This is a genomic window from Pseudoalteromonas sp. NJ631 (genome assembly GCF_000276645.1).
Taxonomy (GTDB): Bacteria; Pseudomonadota; Gammaproteobacteria; order Enterobacterales; family Alteromonadaceae; genus Pseudoalteromonas; species Pseudoalteromonas piscicida.
Genome location: NZ_AKXJ01000002.1, coordinates 277,586 through 298,717, shown reverse-complemented (window position 1 = coordinate 298,717; position 21,132 = coordinate 277,586). Strand labels below are relative to the sequence as shown.

Below are 21,132 nucleotides of genomic sequence, written 5' to 3'. Positions count from 1 at the left end.
GTATCTGATAATTTAGCGTAAACGGATGAAGTTAAGGTGAATAGTGCGGTTACAAGGCAATAAAAAGCAGCATAAAAAAGGCCCAATGGGCCTTTAAACATGATTACAAGTTATTAATCGTTTACTGGAATAGTACTCTGCGCTTCGCGTATTTTTGGCGTGTATAATCGCTTAGTCATCGCCATAAAGAAAATAGGCGTAAACAATAGACCAAATAAGGTAACCCCTATCATTCCTGAGAATACTGCAATCCCCATGGTTTCGCGCATTTCAGCACCCGCACCGGTTGCAAGTACCAGAGGTACAACTCCTGCGGTAAAGGCAATCGACGTCATCAAAATAGGACGTAACCGTAGTTTACATGCCTCAATAATTGACTCCAAATTAGTCTTGCCTTGCTCGTACTCTTCTTTGGCAAATTCCACCATTAGGATTGCGTTTTTACACGCTAAAGCAACCAAAACGATAAGAGCAATCTGGGTAAAGATATTATTATCGCCGCCTGTTAGCCACACTCCAACCAATGCTGACAGTATGGTCATTGGCACAATGAGAATGATTGCAAATGGTAGCTTTAGGCTTTCGTATTGCGATGCCAAAACCATAAACACCAAGAGTACAACAAGAGGGAAGATATACACCATCACGTTACCCGCGAGGATCTGCTGATAGGTGACTTCAGTCCACTCAAATGCCATGCCTTCGCTAAGCGTTTCGTTTAGCACCGCTTCAATTGCCATTTGTGCTTGGTCCGAAGAGTATCCGGGCGCAGGGCTGCCATTTAACTCGGCAGTAGGATACCCGTTATAGTGCATAACGCGATCGGGCCCCGTTGTCGGCGTGACTTTGAGTACCGCGCCAAGTGGCACCATTTGACCGTAGTTGTTTCTTACTTTGTAAGACAGAATCTGTGCAGGATCTGAGCGAAAATTAGCGTCAGCCTGAGCGGTAACCTGATAAGTGCGACCAAATAAGTTAAAGTCATTGACGTACATTGAACCTAAATAGATCTGTAATGCATTAAACACTTCCTCGAGCGGTACGCCTTGTACCATTGCTTGCTCACGGTCGATATCAATGTCCATTTGTGGTACTTGGATCCTAAAGCTTGAGTACAGTCCCATTAGCTCCGGTTGCTGCTGCGCTTTTGCGATCACTGCTTGTAAGTCAGAGAATAGCTTCTCAAAGCCAAGGTTTGCTCTATCTTCGATTTGCAGTTTAAAACCACCAGTGGTGCCTAACCCTTGTATTGGTGGCGGTGGGAAAACCGCGACAAACGCTTCATCTATGATGGCAAACTTCTGATTAAGCTGCGCAGCGATTGACGACGCATACAACTCTGGCGATGTGCGATTTTCAAATTTATCTAGGGCAACAAATACAATCCCGCTATTTGGGCTGTTTGTAAAACCATTTACTGAAAGCCCAGGGAAAGACACGGAATGTAAAACGCCTGGAGTCTGTAGTGCAATTTGTTCCATCTCACGTACAACGGCTTCTGTTCTATCCAAACTTGCAGCGTCTGGCAGCTGGGCAATCGCAACAAGATACTGTTTGTCCTGCTGAGGAATGAAGCCGCCTGGGATGGTGCTAAACAACTTAGTAGTAGCAAAAATTAACCCTAAATAAACCACCAAAACAATGGTGCTCAGTCTAATAAGTTTTTTTACCAGTCCAACATAGCCGTGAGCGGCCTTATCAAAAAAGCGATTAAACGGTTTGAATAACCACTGACCAAACAATTTATCTAACACCACTGTGAGTTTGTCTGGTTTAGCACCGTGCGGCTTTAATAGTAGTGCAGCTAGCGCTGGTGATAATGTTAATGAGTTAAATGCCGAGATCAGCGTCGAAATCGTGATCGTAAGTGCAAACTGTTTGTAAAACTGACCTGACAAGCCGGTAATAAATGCAGTTGGAATAAACACCGCACAAAGCACCAACGCAATCGCTATAATAGGGCCTGTCACCTCTGACATTGCTTGTTTAGTTGCTTCAAAGGGCGCAAGGCCGTTTTCAATATTACGCTCAACGTTTTCAACCACGACGATGGCATCATCGACCACGATACCGATTGCGAGTACCAAACCGAACAACGACAAAGTATTGATAGAAACACCAAGCCACTGCATTGCGGCAAAGGTACCAACTAACGATACCGGCACTGCCACGAGCGGAATAATAGAAGCGCGCCATGTTTGCAAGAATAAGATAACGACCAATACCACAAGTACGATGGCTTCTAATAATGTAGAAATTACCGCATCGATTGAGCCGCGAACAAAAATTGTCGGATCGTAAACGATATCGTATTCAACCCCTTCAGGAAAACGTGTGGATAACTCTTTCATGGTTTCACGCACCTGATCCGACAGCTCTATCGCATTAGAGCCAGGACGCTGAAAAATCGGCATTGCCACCGCTTCGTTACCATCTAGCAACGCTCTTAATGCGTAGTTATCTTGTCCAAGCTCAACTCGACCAATATCTTTAAGTCTGGTGATCGCACCATCGCTCGATACGCTAACAATAATATTGTCAAATTCACTGGTATCTGCCAAACGGCCTTTAACGTTTAACAGAATTTGAAATTGATTTTCATTGGTTGTGGGTTGAGCACCCAAAGAGCCAGCTGCTACTTGGCGGTTTTGTTGTTGGATTGCTCGGACCACATCGCTTGCGGTTAAGTTTCTTTCAGCCAATTGCTCGGGGTTTAGCCATATCCGCAACGCGTATTTACCGCCGCCGAATAGCTTTACATCACCAACTCCCGGCAAACGCGCAATCTGATCTTTGACATAAATATCGGCATAGTTAGAGAGGTAGCTTGTATCATGCGAGCCACTTGGCGATACCAAGTGCACCACCATAGTGAGATCTGGAGACGCCTTCTCAGCCACAACCCCTAAACGTTGTACTTCTTGCGGTAACCTTGGAATAGCGCTATTTACACGGTTTTGCACTTGAACTTGGGCACGGTCAAGGTCAGTGCCAAGTGCAAAAGTCACGGTAAGCGTTAAACGACCATCACTGGTTGCTTGAGAAAACATATACAGCATGTTCTCAACACCATTGATCTCTTGCTCAAGTGGCGTTGCAACGGTTTCAGCAATGACTTTTGGGTTTGCACCGGGGTAAGTTGCAGATACCACAACCGTCGGCGGCACCACCTCTGGATACTCGCTCACGGGAAGCTGAAATAGGGAAATGGCCCCTGCGATTAATATCACGAGCGACATCATCGCCGCAAAAATAGGGCGCTTAATGAAAAAATGGGAAAATTTCATTATTAGTTTAATCCTTGTGAAGAATCGCTTGGCGTCATCGCAACCACTTCTGTGGCAATGTTATCTGGCAAGGTAAGCGTCACGGAATTTGGGCTTATCGGCATGCCTGGTCCTACACGCGCAGGACCATTAACAGCGATACGCTCTCCTGCGGCTAAACCCGACTCAACAGCACGAAATTCGCCATAGCGGTTACCCAGTGTGATTAGCCGATATTCAAGTGTATTAGCGTCGTTGACGACAAGAACAAAACGATTTTTAAGATCTGTACCCACGGCGCGGTCTGGAATTAATACTCGATCGTTTTGCTCACCGGATGAAAGACTCACTCGCGCAAACGAGCCAGGTCGTAATTGTCCACTGTGATTATCAAAAGAAGCGCGTACTTTTAGGGTTCCGGAGTGTTCATCAATGGCGTTGTCAATAAAGTCTAGCTCACCCATGACTGGCTGTGACTCACGGCCCAATAGCTGTAATTTCACAGGAAGCGGCTCACCTTCCGTCACTGATGCAAACTGGCTATTCCAAGTGCGCTCGTCGATATCAAAGTACGCATACATCTTGTCGGTTGCGACTATCGTAGTGAGCAAAGTGTCGTTTGCTCTAATGGTGTTACCTTGAGTGACCTCTGCAAATGAAATTTTACCGCTGATTGGTGCTGTGATCTTGCTAAACTCTAAGTTTAACTGAGCTGCTTTAAATGAAGCGCGAAGTGCATCTAGTTCGGCTTCACGCTGTGCGGTAAGCGAAACACGGGCATCGACTTCTTCGGTTGAAATCGCTTTTTGCTTGCTTAAACGAAGCGCACGCGCTGACTCACTTTTTGCTTGCGAAAGGGCTGCTTCGGCACGTTTCACTTGTGCGGCAAGGCTGGCAACCTCAGCCAAGAAAGTTCTATCGTCCAGCTCAAATAAAACATCGCCTTGGTGCACCGTATCTCCTTCTTTGAAGTTTACCGAGCTGATCACACCTGTGACCCGAGCGCGAAGTGCGACTTCGTTTGGAGAAGAGAGGCGTGTTGTATAGGTGTGCCAATCAGCAATACTAATTTGCGGTGTTGCTGCTACATCAATTGGTTGAAGAGGCGGAGTTTGACTGCTTGCCTGCTCAGCTTCGCCACATGCACTTAGCAGTAGCAAAGCAGAAATAATCGTTGCGAGTTGCGTTGGTTTTAACATAGTTCCTCCTTTGTGTATGGAGGTAACTATACGTTTCATTTGTTGCATTAAATATAAGTGAAATGGAATATGATTGGTGTCAAATTAGAATCAATCGATGTAAATAACGAAATCAAAATGTCTTTTTTGTGTGATTTGCGCGAGATCTAAGATAAATCTTCCCGATTGATTTAAAATAACAAAAAGCCTAACGGAATTGAATTATGTCTAACGCTAACCATTTACAACCCCTACTGAGTGGCGTGCTCAATAAAAGTGACGATGCAGTTGCTATTGTTAGCAACAAGTCGATTCTTGAATTTTGTAATAAAGCAATGACAAAGCTAATCGGACAACCCTCGTCTCACATAACAGGGCGTACACTGAGTAATATCTTCGACCCACAAACAGACGATGCGTTTGATGACAGAATCGACGGCGATGAACTCACGGAATGGTTTTTAGGCTTAAGCAACGGCTGTGAATTAGACTATCCAGAAATTGAAATTGATACCTTAAGCGGTGAGTTCTTCAGATTACGATGTTTTTCGCTGCAAGATGATGCCTTTGTTATCTACGGAGATAACATCACCACAACAAAAGCAATGCATAGCGAACTCGATCACTTACGTAAAGAACTTGATTTTATTACCAAAACTGATCCATTAACGGGCGTCGCCAGTCGTAGGCAGCTAAGCGATAAAATTGACAGTCAAATTAGGTTATATGAACGTTACAGAACACCATTTAGTGTGATACTGACCGACCTCGATAATTTCCGTGCAATTAACGAGCAATTTGGCCATGAAGCAGGGGACATAGTGCTGGTTCATGTAAGCTCGCTACTCTCAGAAATGTTACGAGACACGGATTTAATAGCTCGACTAGGTGGAGAAGAATTTGCTCTGGTACTGCCGAATACCGGCTTAGAGGGGGCAATCTTAGTCGCCGAGCGGGCACGCATTATGATAGAGCAGGCATCATTTCAAATTGCAGTCGGTGAAGAGGTCGATATTACCAGTTCATTTGGGGTTGCAGAATTTGGCGCAGGTGAGTCTGGCGTTGAAAGCATTATTCGTCGTGCAGATACGATGTTACTAGAAGCCAAAAGCAGTGGCAGAAATCGCGTTGTTCCAAATCCGCACTAATTAAGACCAATCGTTAAATTGTAATAATGCTTAACTAAGCTAGTTCCTTCAAGTAGTAGATAAGTGCGCCCAATATGGCGCATTTTGCAGTTAAGGAACAATAATAATGGCAAGTTTTACCCGTCGAGATTTTATTAAAAGTGCATTAATGGGCGTTGGCGCAGCGACAATTAGCGTCTCGTTAGTAGGTTGCGGCAGCAGTGATAGTAAAGCGGTTGCAAGCAACGATTTTGCTGTCGCATTTAACCATGGTGTCGCAAGTGGCGATCCTTTAGCTGATAGCGTTATACTGTGGACGCGAGTCACTCCTGAGGGTACACCTAACAGTGTGGATGTCACTCTACAAGTATCAGAATCTGAAGATTTTGGTGTCTTACTACAAAGCCACCAGCTCGCCGCATTAGCAAAAAACGATTACACCGTTAAAGTAGATCTTAATGGCCTGACTGCAAATAGCCGCTACTTTTATCGCTTCGTCACTAAGGAAACGCATTCCCCCATAGGTAAATGCAAAACCTTGCCCGTTAACGATGTAACTCAGGTAAAACTTGCCGTCATGTCTTGTGCAAATTATCCGGCTGGTTACTTTCATGTTTACGCAGAGGCTGCAAAACGCAGCGATTTAGACGCTGTGTTGCATTTAGGTGATTACATATACGAATATGGTATGGGTGGGTATGCCACTGAAAATGCCGACGCCATGGGGCGAGGGCTGGATGCAGATAATGCGAGCGAGATTATTTCATTAAATGATTATCGTCGTCGCTACGCAAAATATCGTACGGACCTTGGTCTGCAAGCTCTCCACGCCAGTACGCCATTTATTGCAGTATGGGATGACCATGAAGTATGTAACGACTCATACATGGATGGCGCTGAAAACCATAACGAAGGAGAAGGGGAGTACACAGCCCGAAAGCTTGCGGCCCTGCAAGCCTACTATGAATGGATGCCTGTGCGTCCGATGGTTAAGGATCAACTTGAGAGCCTCTATCGTAAATTTGAATTTGGCGACTTGTTATCACTTTATATGCTAGATACTCGTCATGAGAGCCGCGCAAAAGCACTCGACTATCAAGACTATATTGACCCTACAACAGGACAAGTGGATTTTGCCGGATTTCAGGCGGATCTCTCCGCGCCTTCACAACAGCTATTGGGCGTAAACCAATTGACTTGGCTCACAGATAACTTAAAGACATCTGCGGCGAAATGGCAAGTCTTAGGGCAACAAGTATTGATGACCAAAATGATGATCCCAGCCGAGCTGCTCATGTCTCTTGCCAACCCTTCTGCACAAATGTCGACGCAATTAACAGAGCTAGCTCAAATAAAGGGGAGAATGCTTGCTGGTGACTCAACGTTGTCAGAACAAGAAAAAGCACGAGTCACGTTTACCGCACCTTATAATTTGGATGCATGGGACGGCTACCCGGTTGAACGAGAAGTAATTTTACAAACAGCAAAAGCGGCCAATAAAAATTTAGTAGTCGTTGCAGGAGATACACACAACGCGTGGTCTGGTAAGCTCTGCGATGCAAGCGGAGTCATTTGTGGTCAAGAATATGCGACAGCTTCTGTCAGCTCTCCGGGGCTTGAGTATTACTTGCAATTAGGCGATGAGCAGGCGCTACAATTCGCTGAGGTATTGCAATTACTAGTCGATGATCTTGAATATGCCAATATTCATCAGCGTGGTTATTTAACGCTTAATTTCACAAAAGAGAAGGTGGAAAGTGAGTGGCATTTTGTCAATACAGTTAAGCAAGAGCAGTTTGAAAGTCACAACAAACAGCGCGAGCTTATACTGTAGGTACGGCAAGCAATTCGCGCTAGGCTTCTTGTAAAGCAGCGTAAAAAGCGTGTAAAGGGGCTTTACAGTCCCTTGCATTTAGCTATTTTATCTTGCGAAAGAAGGGGGGTTACCTTGAACGGCTTCTTTTTACCTCCCTTAACTTTAACCTTTGCAATATCTAAATATTGAAAGTCGCCAGGGGCGTTAAGACGCCATAAATTCTTTGACTGTTCAGAAAAGCAAAACTCTCCCGTATCTCCATGTATCAACAGCAACGGATAACTGAGTTGAGCCGCATATTCTTCAAGTGTCTCTCGATATAACTGATAACCATCGCACTTAGCTTTTGAGTTTTTATCACAACGTCCTGAGTGCTTCTCTTTTTGATACAGGTCAGCTTGTAGAAATATCACCGCGGCTTTATGGCTTGGTGTTAGCAAGCTATCCAACCACTTCATATTCTCTACATCACGACGATGAGACTCTTCGTGCACTACTTTTTTATCGGATAATAAGATTTGTCTGCGACCATTGTTGGTGCCAGGTACATGCAAAGTTAAAAACTGCACATCATCCACTATCCAAGATTGATTTTCAGGCACTGTTTGCTGACGTTTAAACTTTGGAAGGTTAGGTATTTGCACCGCAAAGTGTTTACGGATGAAATCCAATCTTTCTAACTCATCAAACCTAGGGTTCAGAGTTTCGCGGTCACAGTCAGTCCAATCATTGTCGCCGGGCGTGAATACAAAAGGTTGGCTACTCACACTTGAGATCAGGGCATAATTATCTTTAAGCAGCTGGTCTGTACAGGGCTCAGCACCGGATTTCATATCACCTACGTGCACCATAAAATCATGCTGTATATCGTTTACCTTTTCACGCAGTGCACCATTTGGCATCAGCATGCGTCTGTCTATCTCCGTATAAGGCATATCACCAAAGACTAAAAATGACGTAGCCGAGGCCTGAAATACACTGAGCATAGGCATCACTGCCATGACGAATAATTTAACGAGCTGCACAATAATTCTCCTTTATGTTAGCCCCTATCATACATCAACTCTGTGACAGAAGAAGTCGCTCTCTCAATAAAAAACGCCGCTAATTGCGGCGCTTTACTACTTAAGATGTTTTTCGAAAAAAGCTAAAAACTCAGTAAGCGTCTTCACTCTATGTGCTTGATAACTCAGATGGTGGTTGCCATCCTCGAGCTCTATGTATTTAAATTTCTTGTTATGATCTTCAAGTTCATCTGCCATGTCACGACTATGATTCACAGGCACGACTTTATCGTCATCACCATGAATAAGTAACATGGGGCGGTTAATCTGCTTAGCGTAGTTAACAGGAGATTGTGCCTCAAGTTTATCAGTATCTTGTCCAAATTGGTCACGAACAAGCTCTTTGTTTGTGAAAAAGCGCGCTCGACTGACTATCGATTCTAAGTCTGTAACACCAGCAAAACTTGCTGCACATTGAAACGTTTCAGGATGTTTTACCACAGCCATTAGTGCCGCATAGCCGCCGTAACTCGCACCACCTATACAAATTTTATTTTTGAGTGCATACTTTTCTGCAATCAACCAGTTTGCCGCATCTTGTAAGTCATCTTGCATCTTTCCTCCCCAACCTTGATTTGCTTCATTAAAGAAGTCAAAGCCATAACCAAAAGAGCCTCTAAAGTTAGGTTGGAAAACCACAAAGCCTCGGCTTGCCAATAGTTCAGACCAATAATCAAAGCCAGCGTAGTCGCGAGAGTATGGTCCACCGTGTGGAAAGATGATTGTGGGAGCAGCCGCATCGAATGCTTTAGGTAGGGTTAAGTAACCCTCAATTTCAAGGCCGTCACGGGCTTTAAACGATACCCTTTGTTTGCCCAAATAATTGTCACCAGTAATATCTGGATATAAACGTCCTAACCCCGCTAAAGAGCTGGTTTCCCTGTCACCAATCAGGTACGTACCAGAGTCTTGGTCAGAATCGCCGTACGCAATGTATTTTTTATTATCCGCGCTCATACTTATTACAACGGTGTCGTAGCTTGGTAATGCCGCCTTGAGTGAGCGTTGTAGGAGTTTGCGGTCTTCGTCCCAATAGACTCTCGAGTTATCAAGATTGGAATGGCTGAAGCCTATGGCTCTACCGTCGTGTGAATAAATGAGACTGCCATCAAAATCATAGTCTGGATCGGAGAAAATAAGCTGAGGTAAAAGCGGGCGCTTAGTAATGTCTGCTTTAAACAGCGCATTTTTACCATTATGAAGTGCGGTTAGAAAAATGATATTTGGATCTTTATCAAATCCAAGAATACGAATAGCTTCTGGGCCACGAGCCTGAAAAGTGTAGAAATCGGTTAGATCCTTCGTTTTGTTATCATAGAGCATATAATAAGCTTGGATCCCTTCAAACCCATAACCCATTCTTACATTGCCTTGTTGATCGGCTATCCAGCTAGATATTTTTCTTCTTGCTCGAACAACTTTCTCGCGTCTATCTTTAGCTATGTCTAAGATATAAACGCTCGGCTTGTTTGCCATATCGAAGTCAGTTTGTACCAATATCTTGGTTGGTTGTTCTGGCAGTATGCTAATGACATCGTCTTGAAATTGGGCAGGAATTTCATTGCGATAAGCACGGTTGATTTGAATCAATTCATCCGTAGGGTTTTTTAAATCAAATTTAAATAAACGAGATGTTGTGTACTTTACGCCTCGCTGCACTTTGGTGTAATTAGCACCAAATAAGAGCATGTCATCGCTGGCCCAATCGTACCAACCAAGTGCTATCGTTTTATTATCAGTTTGCAATATATAGTTTTTTTTATGCGTTTTTAGGTCATGAACAGTAAGAACGAGATTTCCTTCATAATTTTGTAAATACGCAACTGCTTTACCACTGGGTGAGAGTGAAACTTTACTCATATTAGGGAGTTGCGCGTAACTCTCTACGGGTAACTGGGCGTTAACAGAGATGGTGCAGAGCAGTGCAATAGCAAATAGAATTATATTTTTCATTTTTAGATGAGGTGTAGAATATTTTATGTGTCTTTAGTTTGGCGACATTATTCCCTATTTTGAGGCTAAACTCCAATCTATATGCTTTGGTATACACTATCATTAGCGATAATTTAGGAAAAGTGAGAGCAAAAGTTCGCTACATTGCTCTCACCTTAACGCCGTTGAAACTTGAGCTGCGTAAGCAGATTGAAAGCTAACTTTCAGTCAACTATACGCTTATTGGATTTGAGGCGTGAATTTGGTAATCGGTATAACCTTGTTCGCTACCACCAAACAATGTCTCAGGCTGATGTTCGTTTAAGTACAAGTCATTTGCCAGCCTGTAGGGCAAATCAGGGTTTGAGATAAAAGGACGACCAAACCCAATCATATCAGCCCAACCTTCATTAAGAGCTTGTTGGGCGCGCGCTTTCGTATACTTTCCGGCATAAATTAACACGCCATTAAATGCCTCTCTAATTGCGTATTTAAATTTCAGAGGCATATCTGGCGCGTCTTCCCAATCCGCTTCTGCGATGTGTACGTAGCATACGTTGAGCGCAGTTAGCTGTTTAATTGCCCCGAGGTATGTCTGCTCAGGGTTTTCATCTACTGTACCATTTAAGGTAGTAAGCGGCGCAAGTCTAACGCCCACTTTGTCACTGCCTATTTCTTCACTCACCGCCGTTACGACTTCACGCAAAAAGCGAATGCGGTTATTAAGAGAGCCACCATAGCCATCAGCCCTTTGATTTGAGTGAGAGTCTAAAAATTGATTAATCAAATAACCATTCGCTGCATGCAGTTCAATTCCATCAAATCCTGCTTGCATCGCGTTGCGTGCAGCGTGTCGATATTCGTTAATAACATTATTGATGTCTGCTTGGGTCATTGCTCTAGGTGTTTGAGCTTGAATAAAATCAGGGGAATCATTTTCATCGATGAAAACTTTCACACCCTGAGCTTGAATTGCTGAAGCTGAAATCGGCTGAAGCCCACCGGTATTACTTTGGTGCGATACTCGCCCAACATGCCAAAGCTGCGCAAACATAACACCGCCTGCATCATGCACTTGTTTTGTGACTTGTTTCCAGCCAGCAACTTGGGCGTCTGAATAGATCCCCGGTGTCCAAGCATACCCCTTACCGAGTTGCGATATTTGTGTTCCTTCACTAATAATTAAACCAGCCGTTGCACGCTGTGCGTAATAGATTGCCATCAAATTGTTAGGGGTATCCCCGGGTTGACTCGCCCGCGAGCGGGTCATAGGTGGCATCACGATACGATTGCTCAGTGTTTTACCTGCTAAGTTAATCGACTCAAATAAATCAGCCATTTGGCCTCCTCAACGTTTATTTTCACTATGAGAAGCTTAACGATTTAAAATATTTTCATTAACCGCAATAAATACAAAATATATTTGTAAAAAATGAAAAAACTATAACGTGAGCCTAGGCGCAATGTAGTCTAGAAATGCCGAAATCCGAGAGGATACACCACTATTTTGATAATACACTGCTTGTACTGCTTCTCTGCGATTTGGCGAAATAATTTGTTCGGTAAACACTTCAACAAGTCTTCCGGCTTTTATATCTTGCCTCACCATAAAGTTAGATAGCAGTGCAATGCCATGGCCTGCAATACACAATTGCCTCACGGTCTCACCGCTGGATGCGCTAATGGAAAACTTGAGTTGTTGCGGACTTTGTAAAGGCCAGACGTTGAGATGTGGGGCATCAGTAAAACCTATCAAGTTATGATGTGGAAGATCAATCCGTGATTCATTACCTACAAATTTACTTAAGTAGTCAGGGCTGGCTACAAGATGAAGTTTACTGCGGCCTAGCAAACGCGCATGAAGATTAGAGTCAGCCAAGTCACCAATCCGTATTGCGATATCGGTTTTATGCTCTAACAAATCGATAATGCTGTCATGACTCGTTATTTCCAAAGTAATATCGGGAAAGGCCTCATTAAAACCTTTTAATATAGGCGTAAGCTGATGAAAAACGAAAGGACTTGCAGCATCAACTCTTAATTTACCTGCCGGTGAAAATCGTAAAAGCCTTAACGCCTCTTCGCCTTGCTCTATGGTATTAAGTGCCTGCCGCGCATAGTGTAAAAATAGCTCTCCTTCTTCGGTTAACTCTATCCGTCGAGTCGTTCGATTGAATAGGGTTACACACAGGGACTTTTCTAATCGAGTTACTGCTCTTGAGACCTTTGCAACTTGTTCGTCCATCAGATTTGCTGCAGCGGAAAAACTGCCAGTATCGACAACACAGATAAAAGCTTCAAGATCTTCGGTTTTTGAGCTGACGGTCATGCGTATTCCTTTTCATTTTCTACAAAAGTATTTTGTCATTTTCGCTATTTTTTGCAAATAAAAAAGCTTTCACACTTACACCAACTTATTGCTTATCACTTTAAAAGGGTTATTTATGCCGCTTGCATTACTGGCGCTGACATTAAGCGCATTTGCCATTGGTACCACCGAATTTGTCATTGTTGGTTTAGTACCGACCATTGCCTCCGACTTATCAGTTTCACTGCCAAGTGCAGGTTTACTGGTGAGCTTATATGCCATTGGCGTTGCCGTTGGTGCGCCCGTATTAACTGCACTGACAGGGCGATGGAATAGGAAGTCTGTATTACTGAGTTTGATGGCACTCTTTGTTTTTGGCAATCTGCTTGCGTGGCAAGCGCCAAGTTATGAAAGCCTGATTTTGGCGAGGATCATGACAGGACTAGCTCATGGTGTATTCTTCTCGATTGGCTCTACGATTGCGACTAGCTTGGTCTCAAAAGACAAGGAGGCAAGTGCCATCGCCATTATGTTCACGGGACTGACCGTTGCGCTCGTAACAGGTGTCCCCTTGGGTACTTGGATTGGCCAACAGTTTGGCTGGCGAGCCACTTTTCTAGTAGTTTCTGCTTTAGGTGTTATCGCTCTATTGGGAAGTGCATTATTAATTCCAAAGAACCTAAAGCAAAGCACATCTGCCAGTCTATCTGAGCAGGCAAAGGTATTATTGCAACCCAGATTACTGCTCATCTATCTTATGACCATACTCGGCTACGGTGGAACCTTTACGGCATTCACCTATCTTGCGCCAATTTTACAACAGGAAGCTGGTTTTAACGCCGCAACAGTCAGTATTATTATGCTGGTTTATGGTGTATCTGTTGCTGTTGGCAATATCTATGGCGGAAAATTAGCCGATAAAAAAGGGCCGATAAGCGCTCTGACCATCATCTTCGCGTTACTCTCGGTCATTTTGGCTGTGTTGACATTTACCATGCAGTCGAAAGTAGGCGTGGTGATCACAGTACTAGTGTGGGGAGCATTTGCTTTTGGAAATGTACCTGGTCTTCAGGTCTATGTTGTACAGCTAGCCGAAAAGTTTAGTCCAAAAGCGGTGGATGTCGCATCAGGGTTGAATATCGCTGCCTTCAACGTTGGAATTGCGCTCGGCTCTGCCTTAGGTGGTCAAATTGTTGAAAATATGTCGCTGCAGGACACCGCTTGGGTAGGGGCACTTATCAGCGCTGCAGCCTTATTAGCAACCCGTTTTAGTGGCTATCTCGATAACAGATCTTTATTGAAGGCTCGAGTTGTAGAGTAGGTGGTAGCTTATCATGGGGGCTTTTATTAAGAGATCGCCTCCTGAAGTGGCTCCTACGAAAAGGCGATCTGATTTAGTGAATAATTAAGCCTCAACAAAGTAGGTGCAGGTTAATCCTGCGAGCTTTTGCTAACAGATCGCCACGTGAAGTGGCTCCTACGCAAGGTAATCTGATTTAGCAAACATTCAAGTCACAACAAAGTAGGAGCAGGTTAATCCTGCGAGCTTTTGCTAACAGATCGCCACGTGAAATGGCTCCTACGCAAGGTAATCTGATTTAGCGAATAATTAAACCCCAACAAAGTAGGAGTAGGTTAATCCTGCGAGCTTTTGCTAACAGATCGCCACGTGAAGTGGCTCCTACGAAAGGAAATCTGACCTACCAAATATTTAAGTCTCACCAAAGTAGGAGCAGGCTAATCCTACGAACTTTTGTTAACAGTTCGCCACGTAAAGTAGCTCCTACTAGGCTGTAAAGTGCGATTACTACACTATTGTTTGGGGATCGCATTTCCTTTAAACGACACTCTGATATTCGTCACTTTACTTAAGTCATAAAGCTGTGGATTTTTCAGCTTAATTGACCAAGTGGTAAACGGAGTTGGTTTAAAGTAATTAATCGCATAATCGTTTGCGATTGCACCACTGGTGATTGGATCTATGCGCGTCGTTTCGCTATCTAACAGCTCGTAACTTACCAATCGGTATAACGACTCTGCACTAAATTGATAGGGTTGCCCTTTAAACCTATCTTGATATGAACCACTAGATCTTACTTCGATATCATAGCGCTGGTTCTCACTTAACCCCGAACCTTCTAGTACAACATTGACCTCGTCTAATCTAACTCGATCAAACTGGGAAAAATCAATATCTTCCAACGACAGCGTAAAACTCATTTCACCGTCTTGCGCAAAATCCAGCAATTGTTGCGGCGCATCTAACTCTTCTATGGTGAGCATAAAATCTTGAGGTCGAGGGTTAAAGCGTAATAATGACGCGGCCTCTTGCTCACGTAGCAAGGCTAAGTCAAGGCGGTATTCTTGATAACTTTGATTAAGGCTTGGTGTCACAATGGTGTCATCAAGAGACCAGTAGCTAAATGCCGCCTGATAGTTTGTTAATGCAACAAATATCGGACGTTTTAGATTATTCAAAGTCCGGAATAGCAGTTCCTCCATGCCCTGAATTTCATCTAGACTGTTTTGAGTGTTTTGTAAAAATGCATCCATACGATTGATTTGTTTAAACTTTGCATCAGCGGTGATGCGCAAATCTATCTGTCTAGACTGCTCCTGGGCAATATCAATCTCTACAGCAACTATTGCCTTGCCATGATTAATCAACTTTTCGATAGAAACAAGGTAGTCGCTTGCACCATCAATATCTTCATCTATGGCTTTTTTCATTTGCGCCTTAGCGGTTATCAAAAATTCGTCCCAAATTCGATTTGCCTCTTCTTTGGTTGGAATGAGTGAGTTAAGGCGATTGAACTCTTGTGCAAGCTCACTGCTAGAAAACGGATCTGCAGTTTTTTGCGATAGCACGTTTAACTGTCCACTAACCGTTTGCACTTTATCCATTAATGACGCGATATCATCAATTTTGGTTTTTAACTCATTGATCTCTTGGATTGTGGCGGGCAAGCTCGCGACCAAGTCTTTCAGACCGCTGGTGTCCCCCCCAGCAGCACCCGCAAATGCAGTGCCTGCACTAATTACGGTTTCAAGTACTTTAAGCCCAATTTCAGTGATTTTATCTAGTTTGTAGTCCAAAATTCCTTGTTGAAACTCGACCCCTGAATAGAAGACATTATTTTCTTGTCCACTGAATGATGCTTTTTGTTCATCAAGTGTCTTTACCAAGCTCGTCAGTTGCTCTACAGAGCGAGAGATAATTCGTTGCTCAGCAGATGCGACATCGAATAGGTTATTCTGCATCAAAGTGAGATCTTGGCGCTTGTTTTCTAAACTTCGGCCTTGTTGCTGAAAATTATTGTAGCTATCCTGATATGCTTCCATCGCTTCAATATATGCTTTAATCGTTAACTCATAAAAGTCGCGGGATAGGCTAGGTACATAGTTTTTGTTAAGTGTTGCGTACGACAAAAACTGTTTGAAATTAGCAAGCTGCAAGTAAAAATTCTTTGCTTGAACGGAAGATTCTCTAACATCATGAGATGCGTTTAAAATAGATTCAGGCCAGCTCAACATCTCAATACTCAACGCTGGATTTTGATCATAGATAGAAGCCGCCATATCGAATGACTTTTCAAATGCATCTAAAAAGTACTCTTTATGCACAGAGATAAGTGACGTTAACGCTGGCGAAATAGGCGTTGCAAACTTATTGCCTTGTATAACTTGATATAGCGTACCAAACGAGTCTGGAGCAATACTAAAGCGTTCAATTTCACCATCGCTTGGCGAATGAGCTGTGATTATATTGATATTAGCCTCAACTTTATCAGCCATAAATACCAATGTTGATGCTTGCGCATTTTGGGTGTCTAAATTGATACTCACCGTACCATTACCCATTATTTTACGTGCGACGATAAAAATTCGTTTGTTTGGCGCATCGAAAATCATGTTTCGGTCTATTTCTAGAGTGTCAGCAGCAATGACGATAGTATTATGATCTCTTGCACTGGTAAGCACGTCATTCAAATTGACATGTAAGGCCGAGACCAAATAATTTTGTGTGTCTATCTGTTGTTGATTTGAAGTCGTAACGCTCGGTAGGTTTTGACTTAGCTCAAGATTATATAGCTCGTTCCAAGTCGCAGCTTGGCTCGAAAAAGCGCAGCCAATCAATAGGCTGAGTAAAGTTGGTTTCATAGTAACTCCTTATGTACCTGAGCATATTTAGCTCAGGTACTGTGATATATTCCTTATAGCAATAAGGAAGGAATGCATGTTGTATTTGATTACTGCTCAGAGATAGGTAGATAAGCGTTTTGCAAAAATGCTCTCGCTTTGTCTGAAATGTCTTTCCACGAGTTTGTTGCGCTGCTTGCAAGCGGAGATGAAACAATACCAGCTACCACAACATTAGCATTTCGAAGTGCATTTTCACTGTCTAGTTGCTCTAAGACTTCTTTAAGTGACCGCATATCTCCCAGTAGAGACTGCCAATGCACTTGCACTAAGCGCACATTATCGATTGCTTTGAGGATCTTATCATTCATGCCATCTACTTGGCCTTTAGCAATCTCGTAAGATGCGGCCAGGCTCACTGAATGTGCTAGGTCTTTGTTTGAACTATCAATTTGTGCTTGAACCTTATCTATTTCATCTTTGAGTTCTTCGACTTGGCTGCCAAGCACAGAACCGCCGATTAACAACACTAAAGGTCCTCCAGCAGAGAGGCCTGCAACTATCTTCAACTTAGTGTCTTTTTCGTTGTTAAGACTGTTTAGGCGATTTTGCAAGGTACTAATTTTTTCGCGAATATTCGCAGGCTGATCTTTATTCAAGATATCAGCAAATGTACTCTCAAGCGTTTCCAATTCCCCTGTATGCGTAGTCAATCCCCCCTGAAAACTAATAAGTTCATTCACCACTTCTTCTGTTTTATTCAGGTTTGAATCAATAAAACTCATAAAGGTATTGAGAAATGAAATTGCGGCTTGGCGACTCTGCTCAGCAGCTTGCATATCCCCCGTAAGTGAAGCGTTATGTAAGTTGGTTAATTGGCTGATAAAAGGGTTAATTAATAGCGCATGAGTGTCTGAGTAGTTAGCAAGTTTTGTTGCTAAATCAATCACGTTAGGATAGATATTATGATTCCAGTTTTGACCAGATGCGTTGATTTCTCCAAACGTTTCCATTAACGCTTTATAGTGGTTATTCAAAGGCGTGTCGTCAGGGTAGCGCGTTGAACTTCTAAATGCAGACTCGTTGTTTGGTAACCCAACAGCAGCTTGAGCGAACACTTGAATTGTGTGCCATTGCTCCTGTGTTAATAGAAAATCATCTGAACCAACATCTACAAACAAAGGTGCACCTTCAATATCTCCTTGAAGTGTATCGTACATAATTGGTGAGATTTCTGGGACGTCGGTATTCGCAGTTGCGAGCTGACTAAGCCCAAATAATTGGAGTGACGTTACGATAGCAATTGCGCTTTTCTTTAACTTAATTGATTTCATCTTTCATATTCCTTAATCAATCGGTGTTCTTACTGTTAAATTGCACTAGACCTCTTCTGGTCTCTAAAGGTGCAACTGAAGATAAAAGTGCATGTAGTTAAAATGTTAACCAAATGTACTTTTAATATTATTGATATGGGGACAATGAGAATGGAAGAACTTCTACACTTTCTAACAAATTGAGGGATTTAGTTGCATTTTCAATAACACCAAATACTACGGCATACAATCTACAAAATAACAAATTAAGTAAATAAAAGTTAACAAAAGCAAGCTAAAACTTGGCCGTCTAAAGCTTTAGATGTAGAGGAATTTGTTACAGATGGATAGTCAACAGTTTATTTTTACCGTCACTTTCGCTCAAAATTTAATCTTAATTAAACTGTTTCATAAAATCGAACTCAATGTTTCTACCACTGTAAATGAGACGCACATTCTTTGTTGAGAAAATAAATTCAATCTATTGTCAGCCATCTGATCTTGTATAGAAAAATTAAAGTAACTGCCCGTTAGCGCAGCCACTTTAAGTTATCTAAATGACTTAAACATTCAAACAAGGTTAAACCTAAAACGATTAAGAAAATTATCAATAACCACTTTTAGCTAGGTTGGGAAAGTGCTGATGAATTTGGTATAGACCAAAAAGTACATTTCATTTATAACTATTAAAAATACATGTTTAATTTATGTAATATTTATGTAATTTTATTTAAGTGTGGCGGTCTTTATCTTATAAAGTAACGTGAAAAGAGAAGTCAAAATGAACAAACTAAGAAGAATGATGATATTTAAGGGGGTGGTAGAGTCAGGATCACTGACCAAAGCCGCGGAGAAGTTATCTTTGTCCAAATCTGTGATCAGCCAACATCTCAAGAAACTAGAAGAAGAAATAGGAACACCACTACTATATAGAAACACACGAAGCCAATCATTGACCAACGTTGGTAAAGACTTCTATGCATACTGCCTTGAAATCAGCCATTTATCAGAATTAGCTTGGGAAAAAGCAAGATCAAAGCAATCAGTACTCGCAGGGCAGTTAACAGTTACAACATCCTATGCTTTGATGCAAACCATCGTTGCACCTGCACTATGTAAGCTGATTAAGACACACCCTAAAATCCGCCTGAATTTAATTAATGAAGATCGCCCTCTCAATCTAGTGGAGCGGGGGATAGATCTTGCTGTTAGAGTGGGAAAAAGCGCAGATGTGGAGCAATCACAGCAATATATTGGTTCATTTAGAGACGTGCTGTATAAAGCAAAAGACAGTGAATTTAACGACACAACTGCTCCTTATATTGCAAACTCTTGGGAAGGCAAAGTTACAAATTATGAATTTACCCATACAACACAAAATATCGTTAAACCACTTTCATTCAAAGCACATCACAAAACCAACTCAGTTAGCGATACAATAGGGCTCATTGAAAGCGGTTTGGGTATTGGGTTAGTGCCAGAAATCATCGCATTTAATAATCATAACCTAGAGCGTGTAGATCCCGAATTCGAGCTGGAAAAAGTGGAAGTATTTTGCATTCATAAAGGTAGTACTGATGTACCCGCGACGATACGAATTGCGCAAAGTGCTATTAAAAGCTATATGGATGCTCATCAATTTGTATTGAAAAATGCTGCGATGCACTAGTGAGCGCAAGATGGAATGTTGTCCTCATTTGCGTTACTAAGAATCTACGTTATGCTTGCAGTAGTTTAAGAAAATTAATTCACTCTAAACATGAAGTTAAAGGAAAATCTATTCTCCCATTGTACCTTGGTATTTGGGCTAATATTATTTGCGATAGTGAGTCAAAGTACTCAAGCGAAAATAACCATCGCGGTTGTAGGCAAAACTAAAAATGACACCTTTTATGAACAATCGTATAAAGGGTGTGTAGACTTTGCAAAACAACATCCAAATGTAGAATGTATCTACGATGGTGCAGACGACTATCAAGATTTTAGAACGCAAAGCCTTATCATCAACGAACTATTGAATAAAAAGGTAGACGGTTTATTAATATCAACTACCGATTCAAACTATCTCGTGTCACGTTCACTCAAAAAGGCGAAGCAATTGAAGATCCCGGTGATCACTTTTGACTCTGACCTTTTAATAGAGCATAAAGATTACCGTCTCGCCTATGTAGGAACCGATAACTTTGCATTTGGTGTTGCCCTAGGAGAAGCTGCCAAACCTTATAAAACGGCTGCGCTTCAATCGTTTTGTATTCAAACAGGTCATCACTCAACACCTAATTTAGATAAAAGAATTAATGGCGTTAGATATGCACTTGCTACACATACAACAGACAACCTTTCAACAACAGGAAATGATCTCAAGCAGGGATGGCAAGAGTACGAACGATGCCCACTTTACACAATGGGTAAACGCGAAGATGCGATAAGTCAATTATTGACCTTGCTAAGTTATGAAAATCCCCCGATTTTTATTGCTGTCGCAGGCTTCGCCCAATTTCACTCTAATTATATTGAACGCGTATTGCCCTATAAAGAGAAGATAACAAATCACAATGCTGTGATCATTTCCGCAGATACAGAAGAGATACAACTTAAAGCTTTGGAAAAGGGACTTTCAACAATCAATATTGGCCAAAACCCCTATGAAATGGGCCGAAAAGGAGCGGAGTTGCTTTATAATACGATAGCGCTTGGCCAAGTGCCCTCCGAGGAGAACTACTACTTAGACTTTCATTACTGCAATCAAACAAACATTCTTAGGTGTACCATTAACCACTAGCTTTAAAGACTTTGTTATGCATAGCCTCAGCCAAAATGACAGATAGGTTTCAACATTTATTTCCCACGCCACAAAAACAATACTAAAGTACCAATTTAAAAATCTATTTAGAGACGTAAAACATCATAAAATCTGGTTTTTCGGTTATTCATTGACCGCAAACTCAAAAAATACGACAATGGTATTATATTAATTGATGTTATTGT

At 42.3% G+C, this 21,132-nt stretch carries 13 protein-coding genes; 5 read left to right on the top strand and 8 right to left on the bottom strand.

The genetic code is table 11. The features are described 5' to 3' along the window. Window positions 1–113 precede the first annotated feature (113 nt). Both A587_RS0105810 and A587_RS0105805 read right to left on the bottom strand, forming a co-directional pair. A complete protein-coding gene (locus A587_RS0105810) occupies window positions 114–3,287 on the bottom strand; it encodes an efflux RND transporter permease subunit (RefSeq protein ID WP_017216801.1) in 3,174 nt (1,057 codons plus the stop codon). 2 nt (window positions 3,288–3,289) lie between these two features. Then, window positions 3,290–4,465, bottom strand: a complete 1,176-nt coding sequence (locus A587_RS0105805; RefSeq protein ID WP_017216800.1) for an efflux RND transporter periplasmic adaptor subunit — start codon at window positions 4,463–4,465, stop codon at window positions 3,290–3,292. Between the two features lie 203 nt (window positions 4,466–4,668). Between A587_RS0105805 and A587_RS0105800 the strand changes: the two genes are divergently transcribed. Together A587_RS0105800 and A587_RS0105795 are read left to right on the top strand one after the other, a co-directional pair. Beyond that, on the top strand, window positions 4,669–5,592 hold the full coding sequence (locus A587_RS0105800; RefSeq protein ID WP_017216799.1) for a sensor domain-containing diguanylate cyclase: 924 nt from the start codon (window positions 4,669–4,671) through the stop codon (window positions 5,590–5,592). A 106-nt stretch (window positions 5,593–5,698) separates the two neighbouring features. Continuing rightward, entirely contained in the window at window positions 5,699–7,405 is a 1,707-nt protein-coding gene (locus tag A587_RS0105795; RefSeq protein ID WP_017216798.1) for an alkaline phosphatase D family protein, read from the top strand. 62 nt (window positions 7,406–7,467) lie between these two features. On the opposite strand, the gene A587_RS0105790 is transcribed toward A587_RS0105795, so the two are convergent. The 4 genes from A587_RS0105790 to A587_RS0105775 all read right to left on the bottom strand — a co-directional run bounded on the left by A587_RS0105790 (window position 7,468) and on the right by A587_RS0105775 (window position 12,712). Continuing rightward, entirely contained in the window at window positions 7,468–8,412 is a 945-nt protein-coding gene (locus A587_RS0105790; RefSeq protein WP_017216797.1) for a hypothetical protein, read from the bottom strand. Window positions 8,413–8,508: 96 nt separating this feature from the next. Beyond that, window positions 8,509–10,404 carry an alpha/beta hydrolase family protein gene (locus tag A587_RS0105785; protein WP_017216796.1) on the bottom strand — a complete coding sequence of 632 codons (1,896 nt, stop codon included), beginning with the start codon at window positions 10,402–10,404 and terminating at the stop codon, window positions 8,509–8,511. Window positions 10,405–10,615: 211 nt separating this feature from the next. After that, window positions 10,616–11,722: an alkene reductase gene (locus tag A587_RS0105780; RefSeq protein WP_017216795.1), complete on the bottom strand. Its 1,107-nt coding sequence runs from the start codon at window positions 11,720–11,722 to the stop codon at window positions 10,616–10,618. A 102-nt stretch (window positions 11,723–11,824) separates the two neighbouring features. Continuing rightward, window positions 11,825–12,712: a LysR substrate-binding domain-containing protein gene (locus A587_RS0105775; protein WP_017216794.1), complete on the bottom strand. Its 888-nt coding sequence runs from the start codon at window positions 12,710–12,712 to the stop codon at window positions 11,825–11,827. A 115-nt stretch (window positions 12,713–12,827) separates the two neighbouring features. On the opposite strand from A587_RS0105775, the gene A587_RS0105770 reads away from it, so the two are divergent. Next, complete coding sequence (locus A587_RS0105770; RefSeq protein ID WP_017216793.1) at window positions 12,828–14,012, top strand: MFS transporter; 1,185 nt, start codon at window positions 12,828–12,830, stop codon at window positions 14,010–14,012. A 491-nt stretch (window positions 14,013–14,503) separates the two neighbouring features. Here the strand turns inward: A587_RS0105770 and A587_RS0105765 are convergent, their stop codons facing one another. Continuing rightward, window positions 14,504–16,852 carry a hypothetical protein gene (locus A587_RS0105765; protein WP_017216792.1) on the bottom strand — a complete coding sequence of 783 codons (2,349 nt, stop codon included), beginning with the start codon at window positions 16,850–16,852 and terminating at the stop codon, window positions 14,504–14,506. An 89-nt stretch (window positions 16,853–16,941) separates the two neighbouring features. Further along, window positions 16,942–18,165: an alpha-xenorhabdolysin family binary toxin subunit A gene (locus A587_RS0105760; RefSeq protein WP_010377239.1), complete on the bottom strand. Its 1,224-nt coding sequence runs from the start codon at window positions 18,163–18,165 to the stop codon at window positions 16,942–16,944. Between the two features lie 760 nt (window positions 18,166–18,925). Here A587_RS0105760 and A587_RS0105755 point away from each other — a divergent pair. Further along, window positions 18,926–19,813 carry a LysR family transcriptional regulator gene (locus tag A587_RS0105755; RefSeq protein WP_026000889.1) on the top strand — a complete coding sequence of 296 codons (888 nt, stop codon included), beginning with the start codon at window positions 18,926–18,928 and terminating at the stop codon, window positions 19,811–19,813. A gap of 126 nt (window positions 19,814–19,939) precedes the next feature. Next, window positions 19,940–20,926 carry a substrate-binding domain-containing protein gene (locus A587_RS0105750; protein ID WP_017216790.1) on the top strand — a complete coding sequence of 329 codons (987 nt, stop codon included), beginning with the start codon at window positions 19,940–19,942 and terminating at the stop codon, window positions 20,924–20,926. The last annotated feature ends 206 nt before the right edge of the window (window positions 20,927–21,132 follow it).